This window comes from Burkholderia sp. SCN-KJ (assembly GCF_024656005.1).
Lineage (GTDB): Bacteria > Pseudomonadota > Gammaproteobacteria > Burkholderiales > Burkholderiaceae > Burkholderia.
In genome coordinates this window covers 143,047-157,130 of the sequence record NZ_JANKOG010000013.1, presented here as the reverse complement: position 1 = coordinate 157,130, position 14,084 = coordinate 143,047, and the positions used below count along the sequence as shown (strand labels likewise).

The window sequence follows — 14,084 nt, the reverse complement described above, 5'->3', positions numbered from 1 at the left end:
GCGCCGAATTCCTTCGTCGGCCGGGGCGGCAACGCTTGCGCCCGCGCGCCGCGTGGCGCTCGTCGCTCGTCGCTCGTCGCTCGGCGTGCGTTTGGTCCTCGTGGCCGACGCATCAACCGGCAGGTCGACTCGATCCTGAATTGCCATGTGTTCGCGTGGCATTCCGCGTTCCCCGCCTACGCCGCCGTTCCGCCGCCGAGACAGCCTTGCAATTCTCGCCGGCGCCTCTCATGTTGCGGCGCAGCGCCGTTCCGCTCTCCGAACCGTTAGTGCCTGCTATCCGCCGCGCCTGAGCGAAGGCTCGGTGGTCGTTTTGCCGCAGGCCATCGTCAGCCCCAGCCCCAGCCCCAGCCCCGGCCCCGGCCTCAGCCTCAGCCTCAGCCTCAGCCTCAGCCTCAGCCTCAGCCTCAGCCTCAGCCTCAACCCAGCCTCAGCCTAGCCTAGCCCCAGCGCCCACCTCCTCGGGGCAGTTCCGCCTCACCTCGGCAAACCTTGTCCCCCGTCAAGTTGCACTGCGGCAATTTTCCGTACAGTTCGCGCACAGGTCGCCGCGGCCGGATGCGTCGCGCGATGGCGGCGTGCGGCCAGCGGTTCTTCTCAACGACAATCAGGCGAACGAACAATGATCGGACGAATCACCGGCGGGGCGCGTGCGGCACCCGTCATCGGGCTGCTGGCTGGACTCGCCGGATGCAGCGACCTTCACGTGCTCGATCCGAAGGGCGCGGTGGGCGTCGCGGAAAAATCGCTGATCGCGACAGCGACGTGGGCGATGCTGATCGTCGTCATTCCGGTGATCCTGCTCACGCTGTGGTTCGCATGGCGCTACCGCGCATCGAACCGCAACGCCGCCTACGCGCCGAACTGGTCGCATTCGACCGCGATCGAGGTCGTGATCTGGACGGTGCCGACGCTGATCATCCTGTTCCTCGGCGTGCTCACGTGGCGGACGACGCACGAGCTCGACCCGTACAAGCCGCTCGAATCGTCGGTCAAGCCGATCAATGTCGAGGTCGTCGCGCTCGACTGGAAGTGGCTGTTCATCTATCCGGAACTCGGCATCGCGTCGGTGAACCAGCTCGCGATTCCGGTCGGCACGCCGGTGAATTTCCGCATCACGTCCGACTCGGTGATGAACTCGTTCTTCATCCCGCAGCTTGGCAGCCAGGTCTACGCGATGGCCGGCATGCAGACGCGCCTGCACCTGATCGCCGACGAGGCGGGCGACTACGCAGGCGTGTCCGCCAACTACAGCGGCCGCGGCTTCTCCGACATGAAGTTCCGCACGCTCGCCGAGCCGCGCGAGCAGTTCGACGCGTGGGTGCGGAAGGTGAAGGCCTCGCCCGACCGGCTCGACGCGACGGTGTACGGCACGGTCGCGCAGCCGGGCGAGAAGGCGCCCGTGCGCTATTTCTCGTCGGTCGACCCGAAGCTGTTCCACAACATCATCGCGAAATACAACAACGGCCACGTCCTCGACCCGAAGGACGCCGCCTGCACGACGAAGGGGTAACGCATGTTCGGAAAACTGACTCTTTCGGCGATCCCGTTCGATCAGCCCATCATCATGGGGGCGAGCGCCTTCATGGGGCTCGTCGTGCTGGGCATCGTCGCCGCGCTGACGGTCGCGGGCAGGTGGAAATGGCTGTGGAGCGAATGGCTGACGTCCGTCGATCACAAGAAGATCGGCGTGATGTACCTGGTCGTCGCGGTGCTGATGCTGCTGCGCGGCTTCGCGGACGCCGTGATGATGCGCCTGCAGCTCGCGCTCGCGTACAACGGCCCTGGCTACCTGCCGCCGCATCACTACGACCAGGTCTTCACCGCGCACGGCGTGATCATGATCTTCTTCATGGCGATGGCGCTGCTGGTCGCGTTCTTCAACCTGATCGTGCCGCTGCAGATCGGCGCGCGCGACGTCGCGTTCCCGTTCCTGAATTCGCTCTCCTTCTGGATGACGGCGGTCGCCGCGATCCTGATGAACGTTTCGCTCGTGATCGGCGAATTCGCGCAGACGGGCTGGCTCGCGTATCCGCCGCTGTCGGAGCTGCAGTTCAGCCCGGGCGTCGGGGTCGACTACTACCTGTGGGCGTTGCAGATCTCGGGCGTCGGGACGCTGATCACGTCGATCAACTTCTTCGTGACGATCATCAAGATGCGCGCGCCGGGCATGACGCTGATGAAGATGCCGGTGTTCACGTGGACCGCGCTCTGCTCGAACGTGCTGATCATGGCGACGTTCCCGATCCTGACCGTCGCGCTCGCGCTGCTCGGCCTCGATCGCTATCTCGACATGCATTTCTTCACCAACGAAGCCGGCGGCAACGCGATGCTGTACCTGAACCTGATCTGGGCGTGGGGGCATCCGGAGGTATACATCCTCGTGCTGCCCGCGTTCGGCATCTATTCGGAAGTCATCGCGACGTTCGCGAAGAAGCCGCTGTTCGGCTACCGGACGATGGTCTATGCATCGTGCGTGATCATGGTGCTCGCGTTCCTCGTGTGGCTGCATCACTTCTTCACGATGGGCTCGGGGGCCGACGTCAACGCGTTTTTCGGGATCATGACGATGGTCATCGCGATCCCGACCGGCGTGAAGATCTTCAACTGGCTGTTCACGATGTATCGCGGCCGCATCGAATTCACGGCGCCGGTGCTGTGGACGATCGGTTTCATGGTCACGTTCACGCTCGGCGGGATGACCGGCGTGATGATGGCGATTCCGGGCGCGGATTTCGTGCTGCACAACAGCCTGTTCCTGATCGCGCATTTCCACAACGCGATCATCGGCGGCGTCGTGTTCGGCTACTTCGCGGGCGTTCACTACTGGTTCCCGAAGGTGTTCGGCTTCCGGCTCGACGAGAAGTTCGGCAAGCGCGCGTTCTGGTGCTGGTTCCTCGGCTTCTACGCGTCGTTCGTGCCGCTGTACGTGCTCGGCTTCATGGGCATGACGCGCCGCCTGAACCACTACGACAACCCGGCTTGGCACCCGTGGCTGGTCGCCGCCGCGTGCGGCGTCGCGCTGATCGCGATCGGCGTGCTGTGCCAGGTCGCATCGGTGTGGGTCGGCTGGCGCAATCGCAACCAGCCGCAGTATCGCGACGCGACGGGCGACCCGTGGAACGGCCGCACGCTCGAGTGGGCGACGTCGTCGCCGCCCGCCGTCTACAACTTCGCGGTACTCCCGAACGTGCACGAACTCGACGAGCTCGCTTATCGCAAGGCGAAGGGCCTCGGGCTCGGCCTCGGCAAGAACGTCAGGTACGAAGACATCCACATGCCGTCGAACACGAGCGCGGGCTTCTTCGTCGGCATCTTCAGCCTGCTGCTCGGCTTCGCGCTCGTCTGGCACATCTGGTGGCTCGCGATCGCCGCGCTCGTCGGCATCGTCGCGACGGTGGTGCTGTACAGCGCACAGGACAACGACGGCTATTACATTCCGGCGGATACCGTCCGCAAGATCGAGGAACAACGCGCGGGTGTGCGGATCGGCACGCCGGCGCCGGAAGTCGAACTGGAGGCGAACTGATGTCGTATCAATCTCTCGCGGGTGCCGCCCGTCATCCGGGCGCGCACCACCATCCGCCGTCGCATTCGGTGTTCGGCTTCTGGCTGTACCTGATGACCGACTGCGTGATCTTCGCGTCGCTGTTCGCGACGTTCGCGGTGCTCGGCAACCAGTTCGCCGGCGGTCCGACCGCGAAGGACCTGTTCGACATTCCGGGTGTCGCGCTCGAGACGGCGGCGCTGCTGCTGTCGAGCATCACGTACGGGTTCGCGATGCTCGGCGCGCAGCGCCGCCGGCGCGGCACGGTGTTCGTGTGGCTCGCGGTGACGTTCGTGCTGGGCGCCGCGTTTCTCGCGATGGAGCTGCGGGAGTTCTCGCACCTGATCGCGGAGGGTGCGGGTCCGCAGCGCAGCGCATTCCTGTCGGCGTTCTTCGCGCTCGTCGGCACGCACGGGCTGCACGTGGCGGTCGGCCTGTTGTGGATGGTCGTGCTCGTCGTGCAGATCGCCCGCGGCCCCGGCATGACGGAGCGCGACTTCCGGCGCCTCACCTGCCTGAGCCTCTTCTGGCACTTCCTCGACATCGTCTGGATCTGCGTGTTCTCCTTCGTCTATCTCGCGAGCGTGCTCTAAATGGCCCATTCGGAACTCATCCACCACGATGAAGCGCACGGCACGGCCGGCGGCTACCTCGTCGGTTTCGTGCTGTCGGTGCTGCTGACGGCCGCATCGTTCGGCCTCGTGATGGGCGGCATGCTGGCGCCGAAGGCGGCGATCATCGCGCTCGCGGGGCTCGCATTCGTGCAGATCGTCGTGCATCTCGTGTACTTCCTGCACATGAACGCGTCGTCCAGCCAGCGCTGGAACGTGATGGCATTCAGCTATACGGTGCTGACCGCGCTGATCCTGATCGTCGGGACGCTGTGGGTGATGCACAACGTCAGCATGAACATGATGTCGCGATAACCGGCCCGGGGCGCGGTCCGTCCCGTCCCGCTGCGCCGTGCGTGCCGCACGGCTCCTTTTCTTTCGGGTGTGCAAATCGCATGCCTTTCTGCATCATGGTCAACAACGATTCCCAGACACCGGTTCGCGCCGACGAGCCGATCCCGCACCGCAAGGTCATCCGCGCATGGCTCGTGCCGTTCGCCACGCGCGAGATCGTGCGCCCGATCCTGCTGCTCGTGCTCGACTACCTGTTGCTGTTCGCGGCGTTCGCCGGCGCGCTGCTGATTCCGTCGACGGTCGGCAAGATCGCCTGCGGGATGGCCGCCGGGTTCATCACCGGGCGACTGTTCATCATCGGGCACGACGCGTGCCATCAGAGCCTGACGCCCGACCGCCGGCTGAACCGCTGGCTCGGCCGCATCGCCTTCCTGCCGTCGCTGACGCCTTACAGCCTGTGGGAAGTCGGGCACAACGTCGTGCATCACGGCTATACGAACCTGAAGGGCTTCGATTTCGTGTGGGCGCCGCATACGCCGGCGGAATTCGCCGCGCTGTCGCCGGCGCGGCGGTGGCTGGATCGCGTCTACCGGAGCGGGTGGGCGCCGGGCCTCTACTATCTCGTCGAGATCTGGTGGCTGCGGATGTATTTCCCGACCCGGGGCTATATCGGCGCGTCGCGGCCGGTGTTCCGGCGCGACTGCCTGCTGGTGACGGGCTTCGCGGCCGTGTGGATCGCCGCCGTCGTCGGGGTGGCGATCGAGACGCAGCAATCCGTCGCGCTGCTGCTCGCGACCGGCGTGCTCGTGCCGTTCCTGTTCTGGTGCTCGATGATCGGCTTCGTCGTCTATGTGCACCATACCGACCCGCGCATCGCATGGCACGCGAACCGCGCCGAATGGTCGAATGCCGCACCGTTCGTGTCGACCACGCTGCACCTGACGTTTCCGTTCGGTATCGGCGGCCTGCTGCACCACATCATGGAGCACACGGCGCATCACGTCGACATGAGCGTGCCGCTGTACCGGCTCAAGCCGGCGCAGGCGAAGCTGGAGGACATGCTGCCCGGGCGGATCGTCGTGCAGCGCTTCGGCTGGCGCTGGTACTTCGACACGGCCCGCCGCTGCAAGCTCTATGACACCGACCGCAAGCTCTGGACGGACTATCGCGGAAACGTGACGAGCGAGGCGGCACCCGAGGTGCGCGCGCCGGCCGCGGCGGGCGCGCGGCAAGGGGCGGTTCCCGAAGCCGCGGGCAACGCGCCCGCCGCGACCGCTCAGGCGGTGCCGTAATCGACGTGGCCGGTTTCGCGGCAGAAGCTGACGAGCCGCAGGCCGGCCGCCTTCGCGATCTCGATCGCGAGCGACGACGGCGCGGAGATCGTCGCGACCATCGGAATGCCGACCCGCGCCGACTTGCGCACGAGCTCGTAGCTCGCGCGGCTCGACAGGAACACGAAGCCGTCGGTCGCGTCGGCGCGCGCCAGCACGAGCGCGCCGATCAGCTTGTCGAGCGCGTTGTGGCGGCCGACGTCCTCGAACGCCATCCGGATCGCGCCTGTTGCGTCGCACCACGCGGCCGCGTGCAGGCCGCCGGTGAGCTGCGTGAGCGCCTGGTGCGCCGGCAGCCCGTGGGCCGCGCGCGCGAGCGCGTCGGGCGCGAGGCGCGCGAGAAAACCGGTGTCGGGTACGCGTTCGGGCGCGAGGTCGAGCAGGTCGATGCTTTCGATGCCGCACACGCCGCAGCCGGTACGTCCCGCGAGCGCGCGGCGCCGGTCCTTCAGCGCGGCGAACGCCTGCTGGACGACTTCCAGATGCACCTCCGCGTGCGGCAGCGGCGCGTCGGCGTGCAGGATCACGTCGATGTCCTTGATGTCGCTGCCGCGCTCGACGATCCCTTCCGAGATCGCGAAGCCGACCGCGAACGCCTCGAGGTCGCGCGGCGTGCACATCATCACCGCGTGCGAGATGCCGTTGAAGACCAGCGCGACCGGCCATTCCTGGCCGACGTAGTCGTGCGCGGTTTCGACGGCGCCGCCGCGCGTGCGGCGCACGGACAGCTCGATCGCGCCGCGCGGCTCTTCTGTTTCGGTCGGATTCACGAGCACTCCCGTTGATTCGAGGCAGGGGCGGCGGCGATCGGGTCCGCCGCTCGCGCGCAGAGGTTCTAAAATACCTCAGGCAGGCCGGCCGCGCCGGCATCCGCCACTCAGGTAACGACCATGGGACTCAGCGACGCTCCGCTGCTATTCAATTTCGAACACGATTCGTCGGAAAACCTCACGTACATCCCGATGATCGTGCGTTTCAATCTCGACCGTTTCGGTCTGCGGATTTCGCTGGAGCAGTGGCAACTGCTGCCGCTCGAGGACCGCAAGCTGCTCGCGCGCTTTCCGGCCGACGACGACACCGCGATCGAGCCCAATTTCGATCACGCGCTGTTCGAAATGCTGCGCACGCATGCCGACCTCGAACCTTCGTGGTTTCAGCCGGACGAGCAGCCGAGCTGGCGCGCGACCGACACGGTGCCGGACGCGCTCGTGCAGCAGAGCGCGCTGGCCGGGCTGCCGGCACCCGCGCTCGCGCAGTGGCAGCGGCTCGCGCCGTTCCAGCGCTACGTGCTGGTGAAGCTGTCGCGCAAGCCGAAGCTCAATCACGACTTCGTGCCCGCGATGCGGGAGTTCGGGCTGACGGCCACGCACTGACGGGCCGCATGCGGCGCCGCCCGCGGCGCGCATGCGTCGTTACAGCGGCGGCAGCTGGCGCGGCTTGCGGTCGGGGCCGGTCGCGACGTAGGTGAGCGTCGCTTCGGTGACCTTCACGATTTCGCCCATCAGGCGCATGCGCTGCGCGTACACCTCGACGTCGACCGTGATCGACGTGTTGCCGGTGCGCATGATGGTCGCGTAGAAGCTCAGCAGGTCGCCGACGAACACCGGCTGCTTGAACACGAACGAATTGACCGCGACCGTCGCGACGCGGCCGTTCGCGCGCTGGCTCGCGGGGATCGAGCCGGCGATGTCGACCTGCGACATGATCCAGCCGCCGAACACGTCGCCGTGGACGTTCGCGTCGTGCGGTTGCGGGACGACGCGCAGCGCGGGCTGCTTTTGCGGGAGTTCGAGGGTCGAATCGGTCATGACGGGGGCTTTCATCCTGTAATAAATGCGCCGCCGCGCGCAGGTCGGCCGGCGAGGGCGCCGGCAGCGGCGCGTAGCGGCTTCTGCGACAATACAACGTTCGCAAATTGTACGAGAAAGCGGGCGAGTCGGCCGCCGCGGCACGCGTGCGGCACCGCCGCCGATCCTGATCCCCATGCGCCGATATTCCGCTTCCGGCGAGCCCGCGCCGGCTCCGACCGGGCCCCGCAACGACTGGCAGACCATCCGGTCGCTGCTGCCGTACCTGGCCACCTACAAATGGCGCGTCGCGCTCGCGCTCGGCTGCCTGATCGGCGCGAAGGTCGCGAACCTCGGCGTGCCGGTCGTGATGAAGCGCATCGTCGATCACCTGTCCGCCGTGCAGCAGCTCACCGCACTCGGCCGCGCGGAGCAGTCGGCCGGCATCGTGCTCGCGGGCGGCGTCGGTTTGCTGGTCATCGCCTATGCGCTCGTGCGGCTGTCGACGTCGCTGTTCACCGAGCTGCGCGAGATCCTGTTCTCGAAGGTCACCGAGAGCGCGGTGCGCCAGCTCGCGCTGCAGGTGTTCCGGCATCTGCACGGGCTGTCGCTGCGCTTCCATCTCGAACGCCAGACGGGCGGTATGTCGCGCGACATCGAGCGCGGCACGCGCGGCATCCAGCAACTGATTTCCTATTCGCTGTACAGCATCCTGCCGACGCTCGTCGAGGTCGGGCTCGTGCTCGGCTTCTTCGTGGTCAAGTACGAGGCGTACTACGCGTACGTGACGTTCGCGGCGCTGGTCACGTACATCGTGTTCACCGTGAAGGTCACCAACTGGCGCACGCACTTTCGCCGCACGATGAACGAGCTCGATTCGCGCGCGAACTCGCGGGCGATCGATTCGCTGATCAACTACGAGACGGTGAAGTACTTCGGCAACGAGGAGTGGGAGGCGCAGCGCTACGACGAGAACCTGAAGCGTTACCGCAAGGCCGCGATCCGTTCGCAGAACTCGTTGTCGGTGCTGAACTTCGGCCAGCAGGCGATCATCGGCACGGGGCTCGTGTTCATCCTGTGGCGCGCGACGCAGGGCGTGCTGGCCGGCAAGCTGACGCTCGGCGATCTCGTGCTGATCAACACGTTCATGCTGCAGCTCTACATTCCGCTGAATTTTCTCGGCGTCGTGTATCGCGAGCTGAAGCAGAGCCTCACCGACATGGACCGGATGTTCGGGTTGCTGTCGGCCGCGAAGGAAGTCGCGGATGCGCCCGACGCGCGGCCGCTTGCGGTGGCCGGCGCGCAGGTACGCTTCGAGCACGTGAACTTCTCGTACGAAGCGTCGCGGCAGATCCTGCACGACGTGACATTTACGATCGACGCGGGCACGACGACCGCGGTGGTCGGCCACAGCGGGTCCGGCAAGTCGACGCTGTCGCGCCTGCTGTTCCGCTTCTACGATCTCGACCGGCAGGCGGGCGGCGCGATCCGGATCGACGGCCAGGACATTCGCGACGTCACGCAGGACTCGCTGCGCGCGTCGATCGGGATCGTGCCGCAGGACACCGTGCTGTTCAACGACTCGATCTACTACAACATCGCGTACGGCCGGCCGACCGCGAGCCGCGACGAAGTGATCGCGGCCGCGCGCGCCGCGCACATCCACGACTTCATCGAGACCTTGCCGAAGGGCTATGACACGCCGGTCGGCGAGCGCGGGCTGAAACTGTCGGGCGGCGAGAAGCAGCGCGTCGCGATCGCGCGCACGCTGCTGAAGGATCCGCCGGTGCTGCTGTTCGACGAGGCGACGTCGGCGCTCGATTCGCGCTCGGAGCGCGCGATCCAGCACGAGCTCGACCAGATCGCGCGGCATCGCACGACGCTCGTGATCGCGCACCGGCTGTCGACGGTCGTGCACGCGCAGCAGATTCTCGTGATGGATCACGGGCGGATCGTCGAGCGCGGCACGCACGACGAACTCGTGCGCGCGGATGGGTTGTATGCGCAGATGTGGGCGCTGCAGCAGCAGCGCGCGGCGGCGGGCGGGGAAGCAGCCGAGGCCGCGTGAGCGTGGCTGCCGCGCCGGGTGGCCCGGGCGCGGTCAGCCGCGAAACGATCAGCCCGCGGCGGCGCGCAGCCGCGCGTCGAGTTCGCCGAGCTGGGCGGGCGTGCCGACGTTCTCCCAGATTCCTTCATACAATTCGCCGCTCGCGCGGCCGGCCTCGATGGTCGCCTTGAAGTAGGGCGTGAGCGGCCGGTGCGTGCCGGGCACGATGTCGCGGAACATCCGCGTGTCGTACACGCCGATGCTGCCGAACGTGACGCGCGGCGCGCCGGCGAGCGCCAGCCGGCCGTCGTCGCGGAGCACGAAATCGCCGTCCGGATGGAACGGCGGGTTCGGCACCATCACGAGATGCATCGCGGGCGCGTGGAGCGCGGCCATCTGCGCGGCGCGCGGGGCGAGCGTCCGGTAGTCGAACGCGCAGTACACGTCGCCCGCGACCGCCGCGAACACCGTCGGCCGGCCGTCGCGCTCGATGAGCGGCAGCGCCTGCGCGATCCCGCCGGCGGTTTCCAGCGCGTCGCCTTCGGCCGAATACGCGAGCCGCACGCCCCAGCGCGAACCGTCGCCGAGCGACGCCTCGAGCTGTTCGCCGAGCCACGCGTGGTTGATCACGATCGTCTCGATGCCCGCACGCGCGAGCGCCTCGATCTGCCAGACGATCAGCGGCTTGCCGCCGGCTTCGAGCAGCGGTTTCGGGCGGGTATCGGTCAGCGGGCGCATCCGGTCGCCGCGGCCGGCGGCGAAGATCATCGCCGTGGTCAGGGTAGTGCTCATGTTCGGCTGAGGGGAAGGACGGTGAGGGCGGTCAGAACGTATAGCCGACGTCGGCCGCGCCCTTGCCCTCGAGTTCGTCGAGCAGCTTCGCGAACGGCACGAGCGGGCGGTAGCGCAGCGCGACCTTGCGCGCGTAATTCAGGAAGCGCGGCAGGTCGTTCAGGTAGTGCGGCTTGCCGTCGCGGTAGTTGATGCGCGCGAACAGCCCCAGGATCTTGATGTGGCGCTGCAGCCCCATCCATTCGAGCTGGCGGTAGAACTCGCCGAAGTCCGGATCGACCGGCAGGCCGGCCTTCTTCGCCTTTTCCCAGTAGTACGCGAAGCAGTCGAGCTCGAACTCCTCGTCCCAGCTGATGAACGCGTCGCGCAACAGCGACACGACGTCGTACGTCAGCGGCCCATATACGGCGTCCTGGAAGTCGAGCACGCCCGGGTTCGGCTCGCACACCATCAGGTTGCGCGGCATGAAATCGCGCAGCATGAAGCCCTGCGGCTGCGCATGGGCGCTCGCGACCAGCAGCGCGAAGGTACGGTCGAGCGTGCCGCGCATCGCATCGGTGACCGGCTTGCCGAGATGGCGGCCGACGAACCACTCGGGCAGCAGCTCCATCTCGCGGCGCAGGAACGCCTCGTCGAACGGCGGCAGCACGTCCGGCTTCGAGCTGAGCTGGAAGCGGATCAGCGCGTCGAGCGCATCGCGCATCAGCGGGCGGGCGGCGACCGGGTCGGCCGGATCGAGCACCGAGATGTACGACGTGCGGCCGAGGTCGGTCACGAGCATGAAGCCGGCGTCGAAATCGTGGGCCAGCACGTCCGGCACGTGGTCGCCGGCCGCGGCGAGCAGCTGCGCGACCTGGACGAATTCGCGGCACTTCTCGGGCGGCGGCGCGTCGACCGCGACCAGCGAGCCGCCGGGGCTCGTGGCCGACGCGACACGGAAATAGCGGCGGAAACTGGCGTCCGACGACGCGGGCGCGACGGTCGTCAGGTCGAGGGCGAAGCGCTCGGCGAGCGGGCGCAGCCACGCGGTCAGGGCTTCGAGGCGGGCGTCGGGCTGGGATGCGGCGGATGGGGGCGTCATGAAACTCGGCGGAGGGGGGAACGTCTTGCCATATAATACCCCACGACTTTTTTGACGCGCCCCGCGTCAGCTTCCGCCGTGCAGGCCCGCCGCCTGTCGCGCCGTCCGCCCGATCGCCTCCCCGGTTTGCGCTCAGCCGCAGTCGCGGTGCGACGGTGCGGCCCGCCGCGCGCGAATGTGCCGTGCAGCTGCGGTTGACAAGGGGCGATTCGCCAAACGATAGATGCCGCCCAAACCGCTATTCCCGAATGTCTTCCCCGGTGACGGGGCGCCGCGCAAACGGCGGCTCGCGCTCGCGCTCCTGGCCGTGCCCGGCCTCGTGCCGGCCGTGTCGCACGCGCAGCTGTCGGGCGCGGCCGCGCAGCCGCAGCCGCTCGACTCGCCGTGGGACCTGCGTCTCGCCCCGCAGCTCGAGGATCATCCGCTGAAGGACGGCGCGAAGCCGGCCACCTTCGTGATTGCCGATCATACGAGCGGCACGGCCGATCAGGACCTCGCCGCGAAGGGCTCGGCCGAGCTGCGCCGCGGCGACGCGGTCGTGAAGGCCGACGCGCTCCACTACGATCAGGATACCGACATGGCCGACGCGTACGGCCAGGTCAAGGTGGTCAACGGCGGCACGTCGTTCGCGGGCCCCGAGGCGCATCTGAAGGTCGAGGCGAACCAGGGCTTCATGACGGCGCCGAAGTACCACTTCAACGTGACGGGCGGCTCCGGCAGCGCGGAGCGCGTCGACCTGCTCGACAGCGAGCGCTCGGTGTTCGTCAACGGCACCTACACCGCGTGCCAGTGCGCGACGAACCCCGCGTGGTACATCAAGGGCAGCCGCTTCGACTTCGATACCGGCGCCGACGAAGGCACCGCGCGCAACGGCGTGCTGTTCTTCCAGGGCGTGCCGATCTTCGCGAGCCCGTGGATGACGTTCCCGCTGTCGGGCGAGCGGCGCAGCGGCCTCTTGCCGCCGACGTTCTCGATGAACTCGAACAACGGGTTCGAGCTGTCGCTGCCGTACTACTTCAACATCGCGCCGAACCGCGACCTGACGATCACGCCGCGCATCATCTCGCGGCGCGGCGTGCAGACCGAAGCGACGTTCCGCTACCTGTCGCCGTCGTATTCGGGCACGTTTACGGCCAATTACCTGCCGGACGACCGGCTCGCGCACCGCAACCGCTACGCGATCTACTGGCAGCACCAGCAGAACTTCGGCGGCGGTTTCGGCGGCTACGTCTACTACAACAAGGTCTCGGACAACACGTATCCCGAAGACCTTGGGTCGATGAACCAGTTCATCAACGGGACGCAGACGCTGTACCAGCAGGAAGCCGGCCTCACGTACAACAACGGCCCGTGGTCGGTGCTCGCGCGCTACCAGCACTGGCAGACGCTGCCGCCGTCGATCGCGCCGTACAGCCGCGAGCCGCAGTTGAACGTGAAGTACACGAAGTACAACGTCGGCGGCTTCGACTTCGGCGCGGAAGCCGACTATTCGCGGTTCCGCATCACGACCGCCGACATGACCGAAGGCGACCGGATCGTCTTCAACCCGTATATCGCGTACGGTGTGTACGGCCCCGGCTACTTCGCCGTGCCGAAGGTCCAGTACCACTTCGCGTCGTACGACCTGAACCACCTGTCGTCGAAGACGCCGAACAGCCCGAAGCACTTCACCGAGTCGATCCCGACCGTGAGCTTCGACTCGGGCCTGATCTTCGACCGCTCGGTGCGCCTGTTCGGCCAGGACTTCATCCAGACCCTCGAGCCGCGCCTGTACTACGTGTACACGCCGTATCGCGACCAGTCGAACGCGCCGCTGTTCGACACCGCGGAATCGGACTTCGGCCTCGCGGAGATCTACCAGCCGAACACGTTCGTCGGCAACGACCGGATCGCCGATGCGAACCGGATCACGGCCGGCCTGACGTCGCGCTTCATCGATCCGCGCACCGGCGACGAACGCGCGCGCTTCGTGGTCGCGCAGCAGTACTATTTCGCCGACCAGCGCGTCACGCTGAATTCCGGCCAGAGCGCCGTGCTGGCGCGCCACTCCGACCTGATCGTCGGCGCCGCGCTGAAACTAGGCTCCGGCTTCATGTCGGAGACGGCGTTCCAGTACAACCAGAACAACAACCAGCTCGTGAAGTCGAGCATCGGGTTCGGTTTCAGTCCGGGCGAGCGCCGCGTGATCAACGTCGGCTACCGCTATACGCGTGCGAACACGACGCTCGACAACCAGCCGATCAACCAGTTCCTGGTGTCCGCGCAATGGCCGCTCACGCGCCGCCTGTATGCGATCGGCCGCTTCAACTACGACCTGGCCGCCGACCGGGTCGTCGATGGTCTGCTCGGCTTACAATACGACGCGGATTGCTGGGCGCTCGGGGTCGGGGTCCAGCGGTACGCGAACGGCGTGAACACGTCGGGGCAGCAGAATTCGTCGACGCGCTTCATGATGCAGCTGACGTTGAAGGGGCTGTCGAGCGTCGACAACGGTCTCGTGGCCGCATTCCGCGCCGGGGTGCCGGGCTATACGCCGCTGCCGTCCGCGCCGCCGCCGATGTCCCGCTTCAGCAACTACGAGTAACGCCGGCTTG

General features: G+C 67.2%; 12 protein-coding genes. 8 read left to right on the top strand and 4 right to left on the bottom strand.

All coding sequences use genetic code 11. The features are described 5' to 3' along the window. Positions 1-622 precede the first annotated feature (622 nt). The 5 genes from cyoA (at position 623) to NQV17_RS21965 (ending at position 5,744) form a co-directional block, all read left to right on the top strand. A complete protein-coding gene (gene cyoA, locus NQV17_RS21985) occupies positions 623-1,513 on the top strand; it encodes a ubiquinol oxidase subunit II (protein WP_257773859.1) in 891 nt (296 codons plus the stop codon). Between the two features lie 3 nt (positions 1,514-1,516). Further along, positions 1,517-3,529: a cytochrome o ubiquinol oxidase subunit I gene (gene cyoB / locus NQV17_RS21980; RefSeq protein WP_257773858.1), complete on the top strand. Its 2,013-nt coding sequence runs from the start codon at positions 1,517-1,519 to the stop codon at positions 3,527-3,529. After that, a complete protein-coding gene (cyoC, locus tag NQV17_RS21975; RefSeq protein WP_257773857.1) occupies positions 3,529-4,140 on the top strand; it encodes a cytochrome o ubiquinol oxidase subunit III in 612 nt (203 codons plus the stop codon). Before cyoB ends, cyoC begins: the two co-directional genes overlap by 1 nt. Next, on the top strand, positions 4,141-4,473 hold the full coding sequence (cyoD, locus tag NQV17_RS21970) for a cytochrome o ubiquinol oxidase subunit IV (RefSeq protein WP_257773856.1): 333 nt from the start codon (positions 4,141-4,143) through the stop codon (positions 4,471-4,473). Between the two features lie 95 nt (positions 4,474-4,568). Continuing rightward, the gene (locus NQV17_RS21965; RefSeq protein WP_044846822.1) at positions 4,569-5,744 is read left to right on the top strand and encodes a fatty acid desaturase; all 1,176 of its coding nucleotides are present in this window, start codon (positions 4,569-4,571) and stop codon (positions 5,742-5,744) included. Here NQV17_RS21965 and fdhD read toward each other — a convergent pair. Further along, on the bottom strand, positions 5,729-6,559 hold the full coding sequence (gene fdhD, locus NQV17_RS21960) for a formate dehydrogenase accessory sulfurtransferase FdhD (RefSeq protein ID WP_135801060.1): 831 nt from the start codon (positions 6,557-6,559) through the stop codon (positions 5,729-5,731). The two genes, NQV17_RS21965 and fdhD, sit on opposite strands and share 16 nt — an antisense overlap. A 114-nt stretch (positions 6,560-6,673) precedes the next feature. On the opposite strand from fdhD, the gene NQV17_RS21955 reads away from it, so the two are divergent. Then, positions 6,674-7,156, top strand: coding sequence for a nitrate reductase associated protein (locus tag NQV17_RS21955; protein WP_257773855.1), 483 nt, complete (start codon positions 6,674-6,676; stop codon positions 7,154-7,156). Positions 7,157-7,195: 39 nt separating this feature from the next. On the opposite strand, the gene NQV17_RS21950 is transcribed toward NQV17_RS21955, so the two are convergent. After that, complete coding sequence (locus NQV17_RS21950) at positions 7,196-7,591, bottom strand: acyl-CoA thioesterase (protein WP_027789162.1); 396 nt, start codon at positions 7,589-7,591, stop codon at positions 7,196-7,198. A 175-nt stretch (positions 7,592-7,766) separates the two neighbouring features. Here NQV17_RS21950 and NQV17_RS21945 point away from each other — a divergent pair, with 175 nt between their 5' ends. After that, positions 7,767-9,638: an ABC transporter ATP-binding protein/permease gene (locus NQV17_RS21945; RefSeq protein WP_044846820.1), complete on the top strand. Its 1,872-nt coding sequence runs from the start codon at positions 7,767-7,769 to the stop codon at positions 9,636-9,638. Between the two features lie 48 nt (positions 9,639-9,686). Here NQV17_RS21945 and murU read toward each other — a convergent pair whose 3' ends face one another. Further along, the gene (gene murU / locus NQV17_RS21940; protein WP_257773854.1) at positions 9,687-10,409 is read right to left on the bottom strand and encodes an N-acetylmuramate alpha-1-phosphate uridylyltransferase MurU; all 723 of its coding nucleotides are present in this window, start codon (positions 10,407-10,409) and stop codon (positions 9,687-9,689) included. A 31-nt stretch (positions 10,410-10,440) separates the two neighbouring features. Further along, a complete protein-coding gene (locus NQV17_RS21935; protein ID WP_257773853.1) occupies positions 10,441-11,490 on the bottom strand; it encodes an aminoglycoside phosphotransferase family protein in 1,050 nt (349 codons plus the stop codon). Between the two features lie 223 nt (positions 11,491-11,713). Between NQV17_RS21935 and NQV17_RS21930 the strand changes: the two genes are divergently transcribed. Further along, on the top strand, positions 11,714-14,074 hold the full coding sequence (locus tag NQV17_RS21930) for an LPS-assembly protein LptD (protein WP_257773852.1): 2,361 nt from the start codon (positions 11,714-11,716) through the stop codon (positions 14,072-14,074). Positions 14,075-14,084: the final 10 nt, after the last annotated feature.

Bases quoted from the DNA above. Each gene is read 5' to 3' on its own strand.
- cyoA (WP_257773859.1), top strand. From the start codon at position 623: ATGATCGGACGAATCACCGGCGGGGCGCGTGCGGCACCCGTCATCGGG.
- cyoB (WP_257773858.1), top strand. From the start codon at position 1,517: ATGTTCGGAAAACTGACTCTTTCGGCGATCCCGTTCGATCAGCCCATC.
- cyoC (WP_257773857.1), top strand. From the start codon at position 3,529: ATGTCGTATCAATCTCTCGCGGGTGCCGCCCGTCATCCGGGCGCGCAC.
- cyoD (WP_257773856.1), top strand. From the start codon at position 4,141: ATGGCCCATTCGGAACTCATCCACCACGATGAAGCGCACGGCACGGCC.
- NQV17_RS21965 (WP_044846822.1), top strand. From the start codon at position 4,569: ATGGTCAACAACGATTCCCAGACACCGGTTCGCGCCGACGAGCCGATC.
- NQV17_RS21955 (WP_257773855.1), top strand. From the start codon at position 6,674: ATGGGACTCAGCGACGCTCCGCTGCTATTCAATTTCGAACACGATTCG.
- NQV17_RS21950 (WP_027789162.1), bottom strand. From the start codon at position 7,591: ATGACCGATTCGACCCTCGAACTCCCGCAAAAGCAGCCCGCGCTGCGC.
- NQV17_RS21945 (WP_044846820.1), top strand. From the start codon at position 7,767: ATGCGCCGATATTCCGCTTCCGGCGAGCCCGCGCCGGCTCCGACCGGG.
- murU (WP_257773854.1), bottom strand. From the start codon at position 10,409: ATGAGCACTACCCTGACCACGGCGATGATCTTCGCCGCCGGCCGCGGC.
- NQV17_RS21935 (WP_257773853.1), bottom strand. From the start codon at position 11,490: ATGACGCCCCCATCCGCCGCATCCCAGCCCGACGCCCGCCTCGAAGCC.
- NQV17_RS21930 (WP_257773852.1), top strand. From the start codon at position 11,714: ATGCCGCCCAAACCGCTATTCCCGAATGTCTTCCCCGGTGACGGGGCG.